The 20,025-nt window shown below is 73.5% G+C and carries 14 protein-coding genes; 4 read left to right on the forward strand and 10 right to left on the reverse strand.

The genetic code is table 11. The annotated features are described in order from the left end of the window. Nucleotides 1-33: 33 nt before the first annotated feature. The 8 genes from AC3EQ1_RS11165 to AC3EQ1_RS11200 all read right to left on the reverse strand — a co-directional run bounded on the left by AC3EQ1_RS11165 (nt 34) and on the right by AC3EQ1_RS11200 (nt 11,194). Nucleotides 34-2,664, reverse strand: a complete 2,631-nt coding sequence (locus AC3EQ1_RS11165) for a SpoIIE family protein phosphatase (protein ID WP_432094168.1) — start codon at nt 2,662-2,664, stop codon at nt 34-36. 201 nt (nt 2,665-2,865) lie between these two features. Continuing rightward, on the reverse strand, nt 2,866-3,336 hold the full coding sequence (locus tag AC3EQ1_RS11170; protein WP_432094169.1) for an ATP-binding protein: 471 nt from the start codon (nt 3,334-3,336) through the stop codon (nt 2,866-2,868). A 132-nt stretch (nt 3,337-3,468) separates the two neighbouring features. After that, nucleotides 3,469-3,897: a (deoxy)nucleoside triphosphate pyrophosphohydrolase gene (locus tag AC3EQ1_RS11175; protein WP_432094255.1), complete on the reverse strand. Its 429-nt coding sequence runs from the start codon at nt 3,895-3,897 to the stop codon at nt 3,469-3,471. A 79-nt stretch (nt 3,898-3,976) separates the two neighbouring features. Further along, nucleotides 3,977-4,156: an SPOR domain-containing protein gene (locus AC3EQ1_RS11180; protein WP_432094170.1), complete on the reverse strand. Its 180-nt coding sequence runs from the start codon at nt 4,154-4,156 to the stop codon at nt 3,977-3,979. A gap of 132 nt (nt 4,157-4,288) precedes the next feature. Further along, a complete protein-coding gene (locus AC3EQ1_RS11185) occupies nt 4,289-5,944 on the reverse strand; it encodes an APC family permease (RefSeq protein WP_432094171.1) in 1,656 nt (551 codons plus the stop codon). Between the two features lie 461 nt (nt 5,945-6,405). Then, nucleotides 6,406-7,158: a GntR family transcriptional regulator gene (locus AC3EQ1_RS11190; RefSeq protein WP_432094172.1), complete on the reverse strand. Its 753-nt coding sequence runs from the start codon at nt 7,156-7,158 to the stop codon at nt 6,406-6,408. A 100-nt stretch (nt 7,159-7,258) separates the two neighbouring features. Next, nucleotides 7,259-8,437 (reverse strand): alpha/beta hydrolase fold domain-containing protein, encoded by a 1,179-nt coding sequence (locus tag AC3EQ1_RS11195; RefSeq protein WP_432094173.1) that lies wholly within the window; start codon nt 8,435-8,437, stop codon nt 7,259-7,261. A gap of 207 nt (nt 8,438-8,644) precedes the next feature. Beyond that, entirely contained in the window at nt 8,645-11,194 is a 2,550-nt protein-coding gene (locus AC3EQ1_RS11200; RefSeq protein ID WP_432094174.1) for a SpoIIE family protein phosphatase, read from the reverse strand. A gap of 409 nt (nt 11,195-11,603) precedes the next feature. On the opposite strand from AC3EQ1_RS11200, the gene AC3EQ1_RS11205 reads away from it, so the two are divergent. Beyond that, complete coding sequence (locus tag AC3EQ1_RS11205) at nt 11,604-12,977, forward strand: FAD-binding oxidoreductase (protein ID WP_432094175.1); 1,374 nt, start codon at nt 11,604-11,606, stop codon at nt 12,975-12,977. Between the two features lie 178 nt (nt 12,978-13,155). Here AC3EQ1_RS11205 and AC3EQ1_RS11210 read toward each other — a convergent pair whose 3' ends face one another. Continuing rightward, nucleotides 13,156-14,631 (reverse strand): PucR family transcriptional regulator, encoded by a 1,476-nt coding sequence (locus AC3EQ1_RS11210; RefSeq protein ID WP_432094176.1) that lies wholly within the window; start codon nt 14,629-14,631, stop codon nt 13,156-13,158. A gap of 404 nt (nt 14,632-15,035) precedes the next feature. On the opposite strand from AC3EQ1_RS11210, the gene AC3EQ1_RS11215 reads away from it, so the two are divergent. Both AC3EQ1_RS11215 and AC3EQ1_RS11220 read left to right on the forward strand, forming a co-directional pair. Continuing rightward, nucleotides 15,036-16,550, forward strand: a complete 1,515-nt coding sequence (locus AC3EQ1_RS11215; RefSeq protein ID WP_432094177.1) for an amino acid permease — start codon at nt 15,036-15,038, stop codon at nt 16,548-16,550. 483 nt (nt 16,551-17,033) lie between these two features. Next, nucleotides 17,034-18,551: an NAD-binding protein gene (locus AC3EQ1_RS11220; protein ID WP_432094178.1), complete on the forward strand. Its 1,518-nt coding sequence runs from the start codon at nt 17,034-17,036 to the stop codon at nt 18,549-18,551. A 204-nt stretch (nt 18,552-18,755) separates the two neighbouring features. On the opposite strand, the gene AC3EQ1_RS11225 is transcribed toward AC3EQ1_RS11220, so the two are convergent. Next, nucleotides 18,756-19,172 (reverse strand): cupin domain-containing protein, encoded by a 417-nt coding sequence (locus AC3EQ1_RS11225; protein ID WP_432094179.1) that lies wholly within the window; start codon nt 19,170-19,172, stop codon nt 18,756-18,758. Nucleotides 19,173-19,231: 59 nt separating this feature from the next. Between AC3EQ1_RS11225 and AC3EQ1_RS11230 the strand changes: the two genes are divergently transcribed. Next, a complete protein-coding gene (locus tag AC3EQ1_RS11230; RefSeq protein ID WP_432094180.1) occupies nt 19,232-19,720 on the forward strand; it encodes a MarR family winged helix-turn-helix transcriptional regulator in 489 nt (162 codons plus the stop codon). The last annotated feature ends 305 nt before the right edge of the window (nt 19,721-20,025 follow it).

Below are 20,025 nucleotides of genomic sequence, written 5' to 3' on the forward strand. Positions count from 1 at the left end.
CCGGCGGCCCTCCCCCTCGGCGTGTCCGTCGCCTCAGTACAGGCTGAGCAGGGCTTCCACCGGGTCCACGGCCGCCGACTCGCCGCTGGGCAGGGCGAGTTCGAACCAGACCGTCTTCCCGTGCGGGGTGCGGCGGCTGCCCCAGCCCGCGGAGAGCAGGCCGACGAGCTGGAGCCCGCGGCCGCCCTCGTCGGTGTCCCGGGCCCGGCGGCGGCGCGGCTGGACCAGACCGCCGTCCCAGACCTCGCAGACCAGGGTCCGGTCGAGCAGCAGCCGGAGCCGGATCTCGCCCTCGCCGTACCGCAGGGCGTTGGTGACCAGCTCGCTGACCAGCAGTTCGGTGGTGTCCACCAGGCTCTCCAGGCCCCAGGCGACGAGCTGTTCGCGCGCCTGCTCGCGGGCCCGGGAGACCGACTGCGGCTCCGGCGCCAGCTTCCAGTCGCCGACCGAGTCCGCGGGCAGGCCCTGCACCCGGGCCATCAGCAGGGCGATGTCGTCCTCGCCGTGGTGGGTGTCCAGGGTGCCCAGGACGTGGTCGCAGAGGTCCTCGAGCGGGTCGGGGGCGCCCTCCGCCGAGGACGGCGGCGGGTTGGTGAGGGCGGTGCGGAAGTCCCGCAGCCCCTCGTCCAGCGGATGGTCGCGGGACTCCACGAGGCCGTCGGTGTAGAGCGCGAGCACGGCCCCGTCGGGGAGTTCGACCTCGACCTCCTCGAAGGGCTCGCCGCCCACGCCGAGCGGCATGCCGGTGGGCACCTCCAGCATCAGGGCGGGCTCCCCGGGCTCGACCAGCGCGGGCGGGAGATGGCCGGCGTTGGCGAAGGTGCACCGCCGGGTGACCGGGTCGTAGACCGCGTACACGCAGGTGGCCAGATAGACCTCGGAGAGGTCGGAGGCGGCCTCCCCGGAGCCGCCGTTCCGGGAGGCGGCCCGCGAGGCGGCCGCGCCGCCGTAGGAGCCGCCCGGGGCCCCGAGGCCGCGGGCGATCTCGTCGAGGGCGGAGAGGACCTCGGCGGGCTCCAGGTCGAGCAGCGCCAGCGTCCGGACGGCGGTGCGCAGTTCGCCCATCGCGACGGCGGCCCGCAGTCCGCGGCCCATCACGTCGCCGACGACCAGGGCGGTGCGGTGGCCGGGCAGTTCGATGACGTCGAACCAGTCGCCGCCGACCTCGGTGGCGGTGGTGCCCGGCAGATAGCGGCAGGCGATGTCGAGTCCGGCCGCCTCCGGGTCACCGGGCGGCAGCAGGCTGCGCTGGAGGATCAGCGCGCGCTCGTGCTCCCGGCGGTAGAGGCGGGCGTTGTCGATGCATACGGCGGCCCGGGAGGCGAGTTCGACGGCGAGCGCGGTGTCCCGCTCGCCGAACGGCTCGCTGCCCTTGGTGCGGGAGAACTGGGCGAGGCCGACGACGGTGTCGTGGGCGACCATCGGCACCGCGAGGGTGGACTGCACGACGGCGCCGAGCTCCGGGCCGTCGTCGCTGTCCTGCCCGGGGATGACGCGGACCTGGCCGGTGCGCAGGGCACTGGCACAGGGCGAGTTGAAGGGGTAGCGGTGGACGGCTCCGACCTCGACGGGCCGCGGCTCCCCGTCGTCGGGGACGGTGCAGGCGGAGATGACCACGGGGGCGTCGGAGACGGCGCTGGCGAACGCGACCCGGCGCAGTTCCGCGCTGCCGTCGGCGAGCCCCGGCGGCGCCTCGTCCCCCACCAGCAGGCCCTGGTAGAGGTCGACGGAGGCCAGGTCGCAGAACTGCGGCACGGCGACGTCGAGGAGTTCGCGGGCGGTGGTCTCCAGGTCCAGGGAGTTGCCGATCCGGGCGCCGGCCGCGTTCAGCAGCGCCAGGTTGCGCCGGGCGCTGGCGGCCTCGCGTTCGGCGTTGCGGCGCCTGGTGACATCGGTGGCGAGCCCGGCCACCCCGATGGGGCGGCCGCTCGCGCTGTGCAGCCGGAAGAGGTTGACGGACCACCGGTGCCGCTCCTGGTCGCCGGGGACCGCCCCCATCAGCTGAAGCTCCGTGACCGGGTTGCCGCTCTCCATGACCTGGCGGAGGGCCCCGGTCAGCCGCTCGGCCTCGCCGCGCGGCAGGTAGTCGGCGGGGCTGCGGCCGCGGTGGGAGTCGATGGTGCCGCCGAAGACGGAGGCGAAGCGGGCGTTGGCCCGCAGGATCCGGAGGTCCGCGCCGAAGAGGATGAAACCCATCGGGGATTGACCGAAAACCGCCTGCGAGGCGGCGAGGTCGGTCTCGATGCTGCGCAGGGCGCGGACGTCCACGACGATACAGACCGCCCCGCGGCCGCCGTCCTCCGCGCGGGCCGGCATCACATAGACCTCGGCGAGCCCGTGCGGCCCGGCGCCCTCGATGGCCCGGAACGGGACCAGCCCGACCCATTCGCGGCCGTCCATGATCTCCGCGATCTTGCGGTGTCCGAGGTCGCGCAGCTCGCTGGGGACGAAGGCGTCGATGGGGTCCTTGCCGACGGCGGCGTGGGCGGGGATGCCCAGGAGTTCGGCCGCCCGGTCGCTCCACTGCTCGATGCGGCCGTCGGGCCCGAGCGAGAAGGAGGCCACCCGGATGTAGTCGTAGATCGATCCGGGCGGATTGCTCTGCCACGTGGGGGCAGCCGCTGCCTCGTCAGGCGTCCCCGCCCCCGCTGGTATGTCGCTCACGCGCCCGTCCCCTCCAGCTCACCTTGCCCGGACCGGCCTGGGCCAGTATCCAGCACCCCGGCTGTCCGGAACACGGCCTTCACGATCACAGCACCGTCTCATTCGAGGGTGGGTGCGCCACCCCCGAAATGCTGCCGCCCACTATCGCATCGAAGATCGTTCAGCGGGACCGCTGCCGTGATCAGCACTATCTCCCTTCTCCTAACCAGGGAGACCGAGCTCGAACCACACCGCCTTGCCCCGGTTGCCGTGACGCGTGCCCCAGCGCTTGGAGGCATGGGCGACGAGCTGCAGGCCGCGCCCGCCTTCGTCGTCGGGTTCGGCGCTCCGCGCCAGCGGCGGATCGGGCAGCGGATCGGACACCTCGACGAGCAGCGCGTCGCTGCGGATGCGCTGGATGCGCACCCCGATGGGACCGCTCGCGTAGCGCATGGCATTGGTGACGAGTTCACTGACGAGCAGTACGGTCACGTCGCTCACCGCGTTCAGGCCCCACTCGTTCAGCGTCGAGCGCACCAGGGACCGCGCCTTGCGCACGGAGCCCGGTTCGGCCGGGAAGCTCCACTCGGCCGCCCGGTCCTCCGACAGGGGGCGTACGGCAGGCGGAGCCGGGTCGAAGGCCCCTGCGCTGTCGCTCACGCCGACCACTTCCAGACCGCTGGCAGATCCCATGGCAGACCACGCTGTTCGATCTGTCCGAATATCGGGGGGATGTTCGGACACTAGAAGGCACATACCCGCTATCGGAGCCCGGCTATCGCGACATTCGGCGCACTGTGCCACGAAAGGCACAAGATTCGGGTGCTACGCCCCGCCCACCGGACGCTCCGGCGTCCGGGACTCCCCCGGCGCACGGCCGGCCAGCAGGCGGACGGCCTCCCCGACGGCCGGACGGTCCTGGTCGAGCCAGTCGACCTCGTCGGCCCGGTCGGGGGTGAGCCAGCGGACCGCGTCGTGGTCCTGGAGCGGGCGGGGCTCGCCGGCGACCAGCCGGACGGTCCACACCCGGAGCACATAACCCGGCGTCAGCGGCCACTCCCCGGGGATCCGGGCGAGCGGCTCGGTCTCGATGCCGAGCTCCTCCCGCAGTTCGCGGACGAGCGCGGCCCGGGGAGCCTCTCCGGGCTCCACCTTGCCGCCGGGCAGCTCCCAGCGGCCGGCCAGCGCGGGCGGCGCGCTGCGGCGGGCAGCCAGCAGCCGCCCGCCGTGCAGCACCGCTCCGGCGACCACGATCGTCGTCCCGTCGTCCGTCACGCGCCAAACCCTACGGCGCGGACGCGACTTAGCGGGCCCCGCATGATGCCCGGCCTCCTTACGACGCCCGGCGGCCGGCCCGCTCGACCAGGTACAGCTGCTTGTGGCCGCCCGCCTCCAGCCGGTCGGCGACCCGCTGGGCCTCGGCGCGCGTGGCGTAGCGACCGACACGGTACTGCTGGCCGTTGTCGTCCTGACGTATGACGATCCACGGCAGTACGGCACCGTTGTCGGTCATCGCCGCGCCTCCCGCGCCGGGCCCCGCGCACCCGTGCACAGCGCCACGACCTCTGTGGAAACCCCAGTCCGCATATGCCCGAGCGTACGCCCGACCCTTACGCACCGGATACGGGTTTTCACAAAGAGGTAATCATCCGGCCACGCGTTCGAGGTCGGACCTCTCGCGGCCGTCGGCGCTCTCGCCGTCCGCCACGGCCATCTCCGCCCGGACGTCGGCCAGGGACGGGTTCGGCCAGGCGCTGCGGACGCCCCAGGCGTAGAAGGCGAGCCCGATCAGGGCCACGACCAGGATGTCCCAGCCCTCCGGCAGGTAGCCCTGGCCGCCGAACTCCTTGCCGCCGGCCCACGAGACGAAGGCCATGACCAGCAGGTACGTGACCATCCAGGCGCCGGCCTTCAAGTGCGGCTTCAGCTCGGCCCACGGCTTGCGCAGCTCGTACCAGGCCCAGATCGGCAGACCGATCGCCATGATGAAGATGACCTTGCCGGTGAGCGGCCAGCGGGCCCAGTACATGACCAGCGAGCCGAAGATCATCGCGATGGGGGCGATGACCGGCATGGCACGCAGCTTCACCGGCCGCGGCAGCTCGGGGGCGAGCCGGCGCAGCGCCATCACGGCGACCGGGCCGGTGATGTAGGAGATCACGGTGGCGACACCGACGATCTCGGCGATCGAGCCCCAGCCGCGGAAGACGGCGAGGAAGACGAAGGCCACGACCAGGTTGAGCAGCAGTGCCGGCTTCGGCACACCGGTCTTCGGGTCGACCTTGCCGAAGACACCCGGCAGGTGGCCGTTCTCCTGAACGCCGTGGATCATGCGCGAGGTGGTGGCCGCGTAGATCATGCCGGTGCCGGACGGGGAGACGAACGCGTCCGCGTAGAGCAGCAGCGCCAGCCAGTTCATGCCCCAGGCGATGGCGAGGTCGGCGAGCGGGGAGTTGAAGGCGAGTCCGCTCCAGCCGTTGCCGGCGGCGAGCTTCTCGGCCGGGACGGCCATCAGGAACGCGACCTGCAGGGCCAGGTAGATGACCAGGGCGATCAGGATCGAGCCGATCACGGCCTTGGGCAGCGACTTGCCGGGGTTGCGGGCCTCGGCGGCCATGTTCAGCGGCGACTGGAAGCCGTTGAAGGCCCAGACGATGCCGGAGACGGCGACGGCGCTGAAGACCGCGCTCCAGCCGTTCGGCGTGAAGCCACCGTGGCTGGTGACGTTGCTCGTGTCGAAGTGGGCGAACATCAGCGCGCCCGCCGTCAGGACCGGCACCACGACCTTGAAGACGGTGATGGCGGTGTTGGTCTTCGCGAAGAGGGTGATCGCGAACCAGTTCAGGAAGAAGTAGACGAGCAGCAGCACGCTGGACGCGGCGACGCCGGTCCCGGTGAGCTCCTTGCCGTCGTACAGCCCCTGCGCCCAGGCGAAGTCCCAGGAACTCATGTACTGGATCGAGGCGGTCGCCTCGCCGGGTATGACCGAGACGATCGCGATCCAGTTGGCCCAGGCGGCGAGGTAGCCGGCGAGCGAGCCGTGCGAATACTGGCCGTAGCGGACCATGCCGCCGGCCTTCGGGAACATCGAGCCGAGCTCGGTGTAGGTGAGGGCGATGGTCAGGGCGACCACGGCGCCGATGACCCACGCGAGGATGGCGGCGGGACCGGCGAGCGCGGCGGCCCGTTCAGCACCGAAAAGCCACCCGGAACCGATGATCGACCCCAGCCCGACGGCGGTGAGGGCCACCGTGCCGAGGGATCGTCGGTAGTGGGACTGAGATCCCTGCTCCGTACTCAACGCTCCTGGTTCTCCCTTCGCCCCCCATGGACAGGACACACAAACCGACACATCGTAAAGATCAAACGGAAGATCATCATCCAGGCAGGCCCCCCACCTGGGACTCTGTGAGTTTTGACACAGAAAGACCGCCCTACCCAAGCGGGGCAAAGCGGCCATAAGGGCGGCCATGGGGTGCTGTGCGATGGCCGCGGGAGTCGCGACAGGGGCCGGGGGGTGTGTCGCGGTGGTCGCGGGAGCCGGGACGGGCGGCAGCGGCGGTGGCGTGGTGGCGGCGCGAGGGGGTGGCGGCGCGGGCGGCGGGGGGCCGACGGAGCAGACCGGGGCGGGGCCGCGGAGCGGGACGGGGCCGCGGGGCGGGGACTTCGCGGCCCCCGCGGGACAGGCGGATCACCGGGAGCCGGGAAGGCCCGGCCCCCGGGGCGGAAGGCAGCCCACGGCGGACCGGGGGCCCCCGGCCGCTATTTCACCGGCAGGTGGTACGAGACGCGGAAGCGGTCGGCCGGCACCACGACGTCGGCCGTCTCGACCGGCCGCCCCGAGGCGTAGAACGTCCGGGCCACCACGATGACCGCGTGTCCGGGGACGCCGCCGAGCGCCAGGGTCTCCTCCGCGAGTCCGGGCCGGGCGCCGATCTCCTCCAGCACGTTGTCGACGATCACGTCGATCGCGGCCATCCGCTCGACGACCCCGCGGCCGGCCAGCGGCCCCTCCTCGGGCAGCATCACGGGGGTGCGGCCGGTGACGGCCAGCGGCTCCCACGAGGTGGAGAGCATCGTCGGCTCGCCCTCCGCGCGGTAGACGTAGCGCGTGCGCATCACCCGCTCCCCCGGCGCGATGTCCAGCCGGGCCGCGATCTCCGCGCTCGCCTCGTCCTGCTCGCTGCTGGACTCCCAGGTGCCGGTGACCCGGTCGTCCGCGTGCTCCTGGCGGAACGGGGTGGACTCCCCCGCCGCGCGGTAGCCGGTGCGGGCGATCCGCCGCGGGACGGGCTGCTCCCGGACATAGGTGCCGGACCCGGAGCGCCCCTCGACGAGCCCCTCGGCCATGAGCACCTTGCGCGCCTCCAGCGCGACCGTGTCGGAGACGCCGTACTCCTCGCGGATGCGCGCCTGGGACGGGAGCCTGGTGTGCGGCGGCAGCGAGCCGTCCGCGATCTTCTGTCGCAGGTCACCGGCGACCCGCAAGTAAGCAGGCTGCTCACCGAAAGGCACAAGCCCCTCCCCATCAGGTTGACATTCTGCAACAGCGTGGCAACCCTGGGTTGTTGACGGCAAGCGCAGGCCAGAGTTTCACTCGAAGTGGTGATCTTGGTCAAGGTCCCGCATGAGCCGCAAGGAAGCGCGCCAGGACGGGCCGGGCGATCTGGGTTCCCCAGCCGCCCCAGTTGTAGTCGAACGCATGGTCGGCCCAGGGGATCTCCACGTACCGGTGCCGCGCGCCGATCGCGGCCAGCCGGGCGTTCAGCTCGCGTGCCTGTGCCACGGGGACGAGCCGGTCGTGGCTGCCGTGCAGCAGCAGGGTCGGCGGCACGTCGGCCCGGACCAGCTGGACCGGGGACCCCAGCCGGAAGCTGTCCGGCGCCGACCGGAACGAGCCGCCCATGAAGCGGCGCACCGCCGGGTCCGCCGGATCGGCGCCGCTCGCGATCAGGCCCGCCATGTCGGTGGGCCCGTAGAACGACACCACCGCCCGCACCGAGGTGTCCCGGGCCGTGCGGCAGGAGGGGCGCGGCCGGACGTCGCGGGCGGTGTAGGCGGCGGAGAGCGCCAGGTTGCCGCCGGCGGAGGTGCCCGCGAGGACGATCCGGGACGGGTCGACGCCGTAGCGGTCCGCGTGCCGGCGCACCCAGCCGATCGCGCACTTCACGTCCCCGATCTGCTGCAGCTGGGTCGCCCCGGGCGCGAGCCGGTACTCGACGTCGAAGACGGCGTAGCCGCGGTCGTTGAGCCACTGGTTCCAGCGCGGGGTCTGGCTCCGGTGGCCGGACTCCCAGCCGCCGCCGTGCACCCAGACGACGGCCGGGCGGGGCCGGTGCGCGGGCCGGTTTGGCAGCCAGACGTCCATCTTCAGCCGGTGCCGGCCCACCCGCGCGTAGCCGAGGGTGCGCTCCCGGTCCGGGGTGAGGGCGTAGTTGAGCCCGTCGAACTGCCCGGCCAGGGACAGCCCTTCGCCGTGGGCGCGTGCGGTGCGCCAGGCCAGGGCGTACGGCGCGAGGGCACAGAACAGCGCCGCGCCGGAGGTGGTGAGCGCGATCCAGGACGTCCAGCGCACCCGGACCCGCCGCCCGGCCAGGACCCCGAGGAGCCCCAGCACGGCCGGGAGCGCGAGCACCGGGGTGCACCACGAGGTGGCCAGCACCGACGCGGTGGCCAGCAGCGGCTGCCGGGGCAGCGGCACCAGGACCAGGACGAGCAGCAGGATCTGCACACCGGCGAGCAGCAGCAGCGCCGTGGCGAGCAGCCACCGCACGATGCCTCGCCACAGCCCCATGACCGCCTCCTCGGCACCGCCCTCCTCGCCCCGCCCTCGCGCCGGGACCGCGGGAACCGCCGGGCCCAGACTGTCCCGGGCCGGGGCGGAGCGCCCACGCGGACTGGTCCGATCGGCGCAGTGCCCGTCTGCCGGGGGGATGGGCGCGGCGGCGGCCGACGGGCTGCCGGGCTGATGGGCAGATGGTGCACGGCGGAGACCGACCGGTCAGCCGGAGGCGGTTCCGGTTCCGGCGGCCGGGGTGTCCGTGCCGGTGTACGCCGTGAGCAGCAGCGCCACGTCGTCCGGCCGGTCCGGTGCCCGGCGGGCCTGCCGCACCAGCAGGTCGGCCAGGTGTTCCAGGGAGTCGGGCGGGGTGCGGGCGAGGCAGGACAGCACCGCCTCCACACCGTGGTCGATGTCGACGCCCGGCTGTTCGACCAGCCCGTCGGTGTAGAGCGCGAGGACGGAACCGCGGGGCAGTTCCAGCTCGTTCACCGGATAGGTGGCGTCCGGGTCGACGCCCAGCAGGGTGCCGCCCGCCAGTTGCAGCTGCTCGGTGCGCCCGTCCGGATGGCGCAGCAGTGGCGGGGGGTGGCCCGCCCGGACCGCGCGGGCCCGGCCGGTGGCGGGGTCGAGTTCGATGTAGCAGCAGGTGGCGTAGACCCCCGCGTCGAGGTCGGCGAGCAGCCGGTTGGTCCGGGAGAGCACCTCGACGGGTGTGCTGTCGCTGGTGGCGAAGGCGTTCACGGCGCTGCGCAGCTGCCCCATGACCGCGGCGGCGGCCACGTTGTGGCCCTCGACGTCGCCGATCACCAGGGCGACCCCGCGGCTGGTGACGATCACGTCGTACCAGTCGCCGCCGATCTCCATGCCCTGGGTGCCGGGGAGGTACCGGCCGGCCGTGCGCAGTCCCTCGACCGGGGGCAGCCGGTGCGGCAGCAGGGCGTCCTGCAGCCCGCGGGCCAGGGTGAATTCGGCGTCGTAGAGGCGGGCGCGCTCCATCGCCTGGGCGACGAGGCCGCCGAGGGCGGTCAGGGCGGCCCGTTCGTCGGCGGTGAAGGTGTGGGGTGCGTCGTAGCCGAGGATGCAGGAGCCGACCGGGTGCCCGGAGGCGATGAGCGGCAGGAACGCCCAGGCGTGCATCCGGTCCAGCGAAATGCCCGGATAGGCGGCGGAGAGCCGGCGGGGCGACTCGAAGAAGATCGGGACGCCGGAGGTGAGGGTCTCCACACCGGGCAGGTGGGCGTCGAGCGGTACGCCCTCGAACTCCTCCAGGAAGCCGTCCGGGTAGCCCGACTCCCAGGCCAGGTGCATCCGCCCGTCCCGGATGACGTAGAGCGCGAGTTCCTGTCCGCCGAAGGCCGGGAGCAGCTGGTCGGCGACCGCGATGCAGACCTCGCGCACGGTCACCGCCTCGGTGAGCACGCTGGCCATGTGCACCACGTGGTAGAGCGCGCCGGGGCGGCGCAGGGCGACGGGCGCGGCGACCTGCGCGTCGGGCTCCGGGAACCGGTCGTCGGGGGCCTCGTCGAGGGGCGGGGCGGTGGGGAAGACCCGGCCGGTCAGCCCGCTGGCGTCCGGGTAGAGGATGAACCCCAGCCAGCCGCCGTCGGGATGGCGGGCCAGGAACGACGCGGGCTCCTGGGAGAGCATCGCCGCCCGGTAGCGGTCCTCGTACGCCGGGTCCGACAGCCAGTGCAGCACCTCCCAGGGGTGCCGCCCGAGCAGTTCCTCCCGGGAGCGGCGGAGCAGTTGTTCGCAGCGGTGGTTGGTGTAGGTGACCCGGCCGTCCTGGTCCATGGAGAAGACGCCGTCGGGCAGCCGTTCGGCGGCCTCGGCCGCGGTGGTCCCGGTGCCCGCGTCGACGACGACGCCCACCAGGTGGCGGGCGGAGCCGGGCCGTTCGCGGCCGCCGACCACCCGGCCCCACAGCTCCACCTGCCGGTAGCGCGGCTCGCCGGCGCTCCGGTCCAGCACCCGGAACCTGCGGGCGCGGACCCAGCCTTGCTCGGTGGCCTCCCGCCGGCTCGCCCGCAGCTCGTGGAGGTCGTCGGGGCTGACGAGGGCCTCCAGCTCGTCGAGGGTGCCGTCGAAGGCCGCCGGGTCCGCACCCAGCACCGCGCAGGCCTCGTCGTCGGCGGCCATCGTCCCGGACCCGAGGTCCCAGTCGATGAGTCCGACGCGGACCCCGGCGACCGCGGCGGCGGGCAGCCGGACGCTGAACGGCTCCTCGTCGTACTCGATCGGACAGTCCTGGTCCTGAAGCTGCGCCAGGTCCTCGCCCATGGCGTCGGCGGCGGTGCGCAGCCGGTCCTCGCCCGCGGCGGGGCCGCCGCCGCGGGTGCTGGACCTCATCACGATGAGCACGCCCACCACCTCGCCGTACACCAGCACGGGCAGGTAGGCGGAGGCGAACGGGTAGGGCAGGCCGACGGACATCTGCGGGAAGCGGCGCATGGTCTCGCCCTCGTCGGAGAGGTGGATGCCCTCGGCGTTGCGGTAGGCCTCCGCAGCGGGGACTGCGCCGCCGACCGGCACCCGCCACCAGGGCTTCAGCAGGGAGCGGGGGATCCCGGCGATCATGGCGAGCACGAGGGAGCGGCGGTCCCGGGAGCGCAGGTAGATGCCGCCTCCGTAGGCGCCTCCGGCGCGGACGGCTTCGACCAGGGCCGGGGCCAGGGCGGAGGTCAGGGTGTTCTCGACCTGTATCTCGCAGCCGTCGTCGTCGCTGCCCGGGCCGGAGCCGCGCCCCGGCCACGGGGCTTCCTCAGCCATGTCGCGTCCTCCCGGGTACGGACGCCCGCACGTCGTATCACCAGCATGTGACACGGCCGGGTGATCGGCGCGCGGGGCGGGCGTGGGGCGGGCGTGGGGCGCGGCCGGACGCCCTTGGGGGACGGCCGGGCGCGGTTGGAGGACGGTTGGGCGCGGGGGACGGCCGGGCACGGTTGGGGGTCGGGACGGCGGAGGGGGCGGGGCACGGCGGCGGGCGGCAGGCGGCCGGGCTCGTCTCGGGACGGCGGAGGCTCCGGGCCGCCCCGCGACGGACGGCAGGGGCGGCCGGGCTCGACTCCGGGCCGGGCCGGGCGGGCCGAGCCAGGCCGGGCCGGGCCGCGACGGACGGGCAGGCACGGCCGGGGCGACGTAGCGTGGAAGAGGGATCAGTCCATCAGAGGTGGTCGTGATGGCTGCGAGCGCAGTGATTCAGCAGCTCCGCGGGCGTGTGGAGGGACCGGTGACCGGTCCCGGGGACGCCCGTTACGACGAGGCGCGGAGCGTCCACAACGCAATGATCGACCGGACACCGGCCGCCGTCGTCCGATGTACCGGCGCCGGTGACGTCCGGGCGGTGGTCGACGCGGCCCGGGAGAGCGGGCTCGAACTCGCCGTCCGGGGCGGTGGCCACAGCGTGCCGGGCTTCGGCACCTGCGACAACGGTCTGGTGGCGGATTTGTCCGGCATGCGGGAGGTCCGGGTCGACCCCGCCACCCGGACCGCGCGCGTCGAAGGCGGCGCGACCTGGGGCGACTTCAACGACGCGGGCTACGCGTACGGGCTCGCCACCACCGGCGGCATCATCTCCACCACCGGCGTCGGCGGGCTCACCCTGGGCGGCGGCATCGGCTATCTGTCCCGGTCGATGGGGCTGTCCTGCGACAACCTGATCTCCGCCGAGGTGGTCACCGCCGACGGCCGGATCCTCGTCGCGAGCGAGCAGGAGAACGAGGACCTGTTCTGGGCGGTACGCGGGGGCGGCGGCAACTTCGGCGTGGTGACGTCGTTCGAGTTCCGGCTCGGCCCCGTCAAGGACATCTACGGCGGCCCGCTCCTCTACGAGTTCGAGGACACGGCCTCCGTGCTGCGCTTCTACCGCGACTTCATCGCCACCGCACCGCGCGAACTCGGCGCCTTCCCGGGGCTGCAGATCGCGCCGCCGCTGCCGTTCATCCCGGAGGAGCGCCAGGGCCTGGTTCACGCGATCGTGGTGACCTGCTGGACCGGTCCGATGGAGGAGGGCGAGCAGGCGGTGCGGCCGTTCCGGGACGCGGGACGCGTCGTCGCCGAACACCTCGGTCCGATGCCGTACCCGATGCTCAACAGCGCCTTCGACGATCTGGTGCCGCCGGGCCTGCAGCACTACTGGAAGGCCAACTTCGTCACCGAGCTCACCGACGCGGCGATCGCGGCGCATGTCGAGCACGGCCCGGGGCTGCCCGCCGTCAACTCGACCGTGCACATCTACCCGATCAACGGCGCCTGCCACGACGTGGCGCCGGACGCCACGGCCTTCGCGTACCGGGACGCCAGCTTCGCCACCGTCATAGCCGGCATGTGGCCGGACGCGGCGGACAACGAGGCGTCGGTCGCCTGGGTCCGCGACTACTACCGGGCGACCGCCCCGCACTCGGAGGGCGGCGGCTACATCAACTTCATGGCCGACGACGACCAGGGCCGGATCCGGGACAACTACCGGGAGAACTACGAACGGCTGGCCCGGATCAAGCAGAGTTACGACCCGGACAACCTCTTCCATCTGAACCAGAACATCAAGCCTTGACGGGGCCGGGGGCGGGGCGTGGCGCAGGCCGACGGTGAGGCGTGACGGGGGCCGGCGCGGGTGGTGACGCGGGTCGGCGGTGAGGCATGACGGGGGCCGGCGGGTGGCGACGCGGACCGCGGGCCCGGGACGGCCGCGCTCACGGCGGCAGGGCGCGGAGCCGGGCCGGCCGGTGGTCTCAGAGCCTGGGAGCAGGCAGCAGGCCCAGCAAGTGGCCCATCTTCAGCCCGAGATGGAGCACCAGCCGGTCGTCGCCGGCGGCCAGGCTCAGACCGGTGATCTGCTCGACCTTGTGCAGCCGGTAGTAGAGGGTCTGCCGGTGCACCGCGAGTTCGGCGGCGGACCGCTGGGCGTTGCCCGCCTCGTCGAGGTAGACCTCCAGCGTGCGGATGAGTTCGGGGTCGCCGCAGGCGAACAGCCGGTGCACCGCCGGATCGAGGGAGGAGTCCCGCAGTTCGCTCTGCGGGATCCGCGCCAGCAGCCGGTAGACGCCGAGCCGTTCCCACTCCACGACCGGACCGGCGTGCGGCAGGAACGCCCCGATCCGGGTGGCGAGCCGGGCCTCCTGCCAGCTCGCGTGCGCCTCGCCCAGGTCGGGCCGGGGTGCCCCCACGCCGATGAGCAGCGGCGGGCGGTCGCGGACCGTGCCGTGCGGGACGCCCGCCCCGTCCGCGATCCGGGCCGCCGCCGCGCGGGCGGGACCGAGGTCCGTCACGGACTCCAGGGGCACCAGCAGAACGGCGTGATCGGCGGCGACATGGGCGAGCACCTGCCGCGGCAGTCCCCACAGCAGGGTCGCCAGGGCGTCCCGGGGATCCCACTGCTCCGGGACCTTCGCGGCGGCCGCGTCCGGCTGCTCCCGCATGGACGGGATGCCTCCCCGGTCCCGGACGTACCGGGCGTCACCTGTGCCCGGTACGTACTGTGCGCCACGGCTGCCCGGTGCGTACCGCGCATCCCCACTGCCCGGTGCGTACCGTGCGTCACCATTGCCCCGTGCGTACGGTGCGTCCCCACTGCCTTGCGCGTGCCGCACGTCCCCACTGCCTCGTGCGTACGGTGCGTCCCCACTGCCTCGTGCGTACCGTGCGTCACAGCCGCCCCGGCCCGTCCCGTGGAACCGCAGCGCGATCGCGGCGACCGGGGTGCCGCGGGGCACGTGTCCCAGGTCGCCGATCTCCACCGCCGCCTGCTCCCGGACCTCGGGCGAGACGGAGATCAGGTCGCGCAGCCGGTAGCCCAGGTCCTCGCGCAGGTGCAGCTCGGTAGCCATCAGCGCCCCCGCCCGTGACGCCAGCGCCATCGCGCGGGGCAGCAGGGTCTCCTCGATCTCCCGGCCCTCGTCGAGCAGCCACAGGTACCCGTACGTGATGCCCTGCCAGCGGACCGGGAGGCACAGCCGGGCCATCACCCGCGAGCGGGGATCCGCGGGGATGCGGACCGGCCCGGTGGCGGTGCTGATGCCGTAGCCCTCGAAGTGCTCGCGGATCTCGGCAGAGGACTGCCGCTGCAGGATGGACCGCTCCCGCACGGTGTCGATCGCGCCGTCGTGAGCGCAGAAGGCGATCAGGGCGAGACTGCGCTCCTCGAGGATCGCGGGTGCTTCCAGCAGCCGTGAAACCTCGTCGACGATGTCCTGGTACTCGGGCCTCATATCCGTTCGCTCCCGGCGTCCGCGGCCCGGCTGCCTGCCCGGCCCGGGCGCCTCCGGTCGGGGCACTCGGCGGAAACTCACCGGAAAGCCGGTGGGAACCCACGGCGAACGATACCCACCGCCCCGCCCCGCGGCCTTTGAGCAGATGGAGCAATCCGGGACCGGAAGATGTGGCACTTGTCGATGGGTCCGGCTCCCGGTGCGCCCCTACCTTCCCGGCAGGCCCGGTGTGACGCACGACCTGCTCCGCGGGGCCCGCCTCCCCGGCCGACCGGACTGTCGTCCCCCTTCCGGCCTGCGGAAACCCCCACCCCGGGGTGCGAACGGCCGCTGTTCCCCGCCCGGCATCCCCGGGCGCGCGGCCGTGAACCGGGACGCGCCACCCCTTCCGATGGGAGTGACCCATGACCACAGCAGGCAGAGCCGGTCCGTCCACCGGCATCTTCCGCCGCCAACCGATCACCGGCGGCCCCGACGACAGCAAGCGGTCCGGCCTGAAGCGCACCCTGGGGCTCTGGCAGCTCACCGCGATCGGCCTCGGCGCGATCATCGGCGCCGGGATCTTCTCGCTGGCCGGGACGGTCGCCAAGGGCACCGCCGGGCCCGCCGTCAGTCTGTCGTTCATCATCGCCGGGGTCGCCAGTGCAACGGCGGCGCTGGCCTACGCCGAGTTCGCCGGGATGATCCCGCGCGCCGGGTCCGCGTACACCTACAGCTACGCCGTGCTCGGCGAGGTCGTCGCCTGGCTGATCGGCTGGGATCTGCTGCTGGAGTACACGGCGATCGTCGCGGTGGTGGCGATCGGCATCTCCGGCTACTTCTCGTTCCTCCTCCAAGGGCTGGGGATCGACCTCCCGGCGTGGATGCTCGGCGCCCCGGGCACCGGCTCCGGCCACCGGGTCGACCTCTTCGCCGCGCTGCTCTGCCTGCTCATCGCCTGGCTGCTCAACCGGGGCATGAAGACCAGTGCGCGGATCGAGACGATCCTGGTCTTCGTGAAGATCGCGATCGTGCTGGCGGTCATCGTGGTCGGCGCGTTCCATGTGAACTCCGGCAACCTCAGCCCGTTCCTGCCGTACGGCTTCGGCGGTGTGGTGACCGGCGCGGCCACCGTCTTCTTCGCCGTCTTCGGCTACGACGCGATGAGCACCGCGGCGGAGGAGTCGAAGGACGCGCAGCGCAATCTGCCGCGGGCGATCCTGCTCTCGCTGGCCATCGCCATGGTGCTGTACCTGCTCGCCTGCGGGGTGCTGACGGGCATGCAGCCGTTCGACCGGATCGACCCGGAGAGCGCGTTCTCCTCGGCCTTCGCGGCCGTGGGGCTGCCCGGCTTCGCGGACGTCATCGCGGTCGGGGCGATCGTGGGCATCCTCACCGTGCTGTTCTCGTTCATGCTGGGCGCCTCCCGCGTCTGGTTCGCGATCAGCCGGGACGGACTGCTCCCGGGCTGGTTCGCGAAGGTGCACCCGCGCACCGAGGTGCCGCACCGCCCGACGTGGATCGTGGGCGCGGTGTCCGCGGTCATGGCCGGGTTCATGCCGATCGCGGAGGCCGCGGAGCTCACCAACATCGGCATCCTGCTCGCCTTCGTGGTGGTCTCCGCCGCGGTGATCGTCCTCCGCTACCGGTCGCCGCAGCTGCCGCGGTCGTTCCGCTGCCCGGGCATGCCGGTGCTGCCGCTGATCGGTATCGCCTTCTCGCTCTGGCTGGTTTTCCAGCTCCAGCCGACGACCTGGCTGCGCTTCGTGGTCTGGTTCCTGCTCGGCCTCGCGGTCTACGGGCTGTACGGGTACCGGCACTCGCTGCTGGGGCGGACGGCTGAGACGGGGGCGGTGCCGGTGGAGGCGGATGGGCCGGGGGCGGGCCGGGCCGAAGCGGACCGGGCCGCGGAGGCCGGGGAGCAGGGAGGGGAACGATGACCGTGCCCTCGCGATACGCGTCGCCTGCCCCGTCCGTCGATTCCGCTCCGGCCGCGCCGGCTGCCCGGTCCCGCGGGCCCGGCCGGGCCGCCGGGGCCAATCGGCCCGGCGCTATGCGGTGCCACTGCGGGGAGCCGCTGACCACCTGCGCCGGCTGCGGGGAACCGCGGTGCGCGGCCTGCGATCCCTACCGGTCCGATGACTGCGCGTTCGGTGTCTGAGGCGCCCGGGGCGGAGGCCTCGGCGCCCCGGGCGCCGGGGGCGCGGGCGGCCTCCGTGCTCGGGACGTCCGGGGCGCCCGAGGCCTCCGCGCTCCGGGCGCCCGGGGGATGCGGCCCCTCGGGAGTCGGTGCGTCGGCGGACGGAGCGTCGTCCGGTGCGGCGACCGCCGGGGCGTCCGGTGCGTCGACGGTCGGAGCGTCATCCGGTCCGGCGACCGCCGGGGCATCCGGTGCGTCGACGCTCCGGGCGCCCGGGTCCTCGGTGCCCCCGCGCGCCGGGGACCCGTCTCCCCTCGGGCGGGCCGCCGGGACCGCCGGTGCCCCGCCCGAGGGGAACGGGGCACCACCCGGCCGGTACTACGTGGTGATCGGCGGCGATGTGGCCCGCAAGGTCTGCGGCACCCTGCAGGCCGCGGGACACACCGTGTGCCACCTCACCCAGCCCACGGACGAGGAACTGCGCGCGGCCCTCGCCCCCGACGGAACGGCCCCGGGCGGGGCCACGGGCGGCGTAGCAGGCGTGGCGGACTCGGGCGGCGTGGCCGGCGTGGCGATCCTCCTCGATGACGTGGAGTCCCTCCGCTACGCCCTCGCCGTGGAGCACATCCGCCCGCATGTCCGCCTGGTGGTGACCATCTTCGACCGGACCGTGGCCGAGCAACTGGTGCGCGTGGTCCCGAACTGCCGGGTCACCTCCCCCGCCGACGTCGTCGCCCCCACCTTCCTGGCCGCCTGCATCGAGCCCTCTCTGGTGTCCCTGAGCCGTACGGAATCCGGCCATGCCGCCGCCCACTGGGAGAACGGTTCCCTGCGGCGCACGCCCTACCGCGCGCCCCGGGCGCTGCGGTACCGGGCCCGGGCAGGGCGGCTCCGGGGGCAACTGCGGCCGCACGACGGCAGTTCGCGGATCATGCTGGCCGGGCTGGGCGGGCTGCTCGCCGTCCTCCTCTCGGACTGGGCCTGGCTGGTGTTCCTGCACCACCGGCCGCCGGTGGAGGCGCTGTTCGAGGCGACGCGCACGGTCTCCACCGTCGGCCCGGCGTCCCCGCACGGTCCGGACACCCCGTACCTGGTGTTCGGCATCGTCGCGATGCTGATCACCATGGCCTTCACGGCGGTCTTCACCGCCGGGATGGTGGACCGGATGCTCGCGCCGCGTTCCGTCGGCATCGTGGGCCCCCGGGCACTGCCGCGGGCCGGGCATGTGGTGGTCGTCGGTCTGGGGCAGGTGGGCCTGCGGCTCTGCACCGAACTGCAGGACCTGGGCATCGGCGTGATCGCCGTGGAACGCGACCCGCAGGCCCCCAACCTCCGGCTGGCCAGGGCACTCGGCGTCCCGGTCGTCGTGGCCGACGCCCAGGACCGTTTCGTCCTGCGGGAACTCGGCCTGCACCGGGCGCAGGCGCTGGCCGCCGTCGCCTCGGACGACCTCGACAACATCGCGGTGTCCGTGGCGGCCCTGGCGGTCGCGCCCGACCTGCGGATCGTCATCCGGGCCGGTGACCACGAGGCCATCGAGGAGACCCGGTCACTCTTCAGGATCGGACTGGTCCACGACCTGGGCGGCCTCAGCGCCGCGTACACGACGGCGAGCCTGTACGGGGCGCAGCCGCCGCGCGGGGTACTGGTCCAGGACGGCCGGCTCCTGGTCGAGGACGCGGACGGCACGCTCCTCCCCTGGCCGGACGCGGAACGCTGCGACCACGCCCAGGACGAACCCGCGGACGGAAGGCCGACGGCGGGCCGGACCGTCCCGGGCCCGAGACCCCGTCAGCAATGAACACAGCAATGAACACCGCTGGCCACGCGCCCCGTTCGTACGTCCTGCATGCGCGCTCCCTGCATGCGCGCCCCCTGTGTTCGCGCTCCGTGGGTTCGCGCTCCCCGTTCGGCCTCGGCCTCGACCTCGGCTTCATGCCGGATCGTGGCCCGGTCCTGGTCGTCATCCAGCCGAGCACGTGCCCGGCTGCGGCCATCGGACCGATTACGCGATCCAGGCCGGGACCAGGCGTTCACCGTCCCGTACGGCGCATCCGTCGGCGTCCGGTCCGACGGCCTCCCGCACCTGCGCCTGCCCGCCGGCCCGGGAGGCGACCACGGCGGTGAGCCCCTCGGGCCCGTCGCAGAACACCCGCCGGGGGACGCCCGCGGGCATCACCACGGTGTCCCCGGACGTCACGGTCACCACCTCCCCGCCGAGGTCGATCCGGGCGCCGCCCTCGAGCACGGTCCAGACCTGTTCCGTGTCGAAGGTGTGCTCGGGCCCGGCCTGCCCGGGCCGCATCGCGACCCGCCAGACGGCGAGCCCGTCGGCAGGTCCCTGAGTGGGCGAGGCGAGGGTGGTCATGACAGCGTTCGGCGTCTCGGTCCGGCGGGCTTCGGCATGACGGATGACAGGCATCGTGGAGCCTCCTACACTCGACAACATGGTTGTCCTTCTCGCCGTAACAGTGAACCTGGTTGTCGATCGTGTCAAGTGATCCCGCCGCCACCCCCGGCTTCGAACTGCCCCTGCGCCTGTTCCTCGGATTCCGGGTCCTCATCGACGATCTGCACGCCGAACTCGCCCGCCAGGGGCATCCCGACGTGCGTCCCCTGCACGGATTCGTCTTCCAGGCCATCGGCCCGTACGGCACCACGGCCGCCGAGCTGGGCCGCACCCTCGGCGTCTCCAAACAGGCCGCGGGCAAGACGATCGACTCCCTCGAACGCCTCGGCTACGTCCAGCGGGCGACCGATCCCCACGACGCCCGCCGCAAAACGGTCCAGCTGACCGAACGGGGCGTCGACTGCCTCACCCGCTCGGCCCGGATCTTCGACGATCTACGGGCGCGGTGGGCAGCGACGCTGGGCGAGGAACGCCTGCACGCCCTGGAGAACGACCTGCGCACGGTGACCCCGCAGGACCTGTTCCGCCTGGACGTCCCGGGCTGGTTCGGCGGGGCGTGACGCCGGGGCGGGGCTGAGGGCTCGGGCCTCGGGGCTGGGAGGTCGGCGCTCCGGGCGGGGCCAGGGGCTAAGCGTTCGGGGCTCCGGGCTCGGGGGCTGCGCGGGCTCCAGGCTCGGGGCTGGGAGTTCGGTGCTCCGGGCGGGGCCGGGGGCTGGGCGTTCGGGCCTCCGGGCTCGGGGCCGGAGGCTCCAGGCTCGGGGCCGGGAGTTCCGGGTTCAGGGCTGGCGGATGTGGGCTCCAGGCTCAGGGCCGGGAGGTCGGCGCTCCGGGTTCAGGGCTGGGGGATGTGGGCTCGGGGCCGGGG

The sequence above is a fragment of the Streptomyces sp. bgisy100 genome (assembly GCF_057709105.1).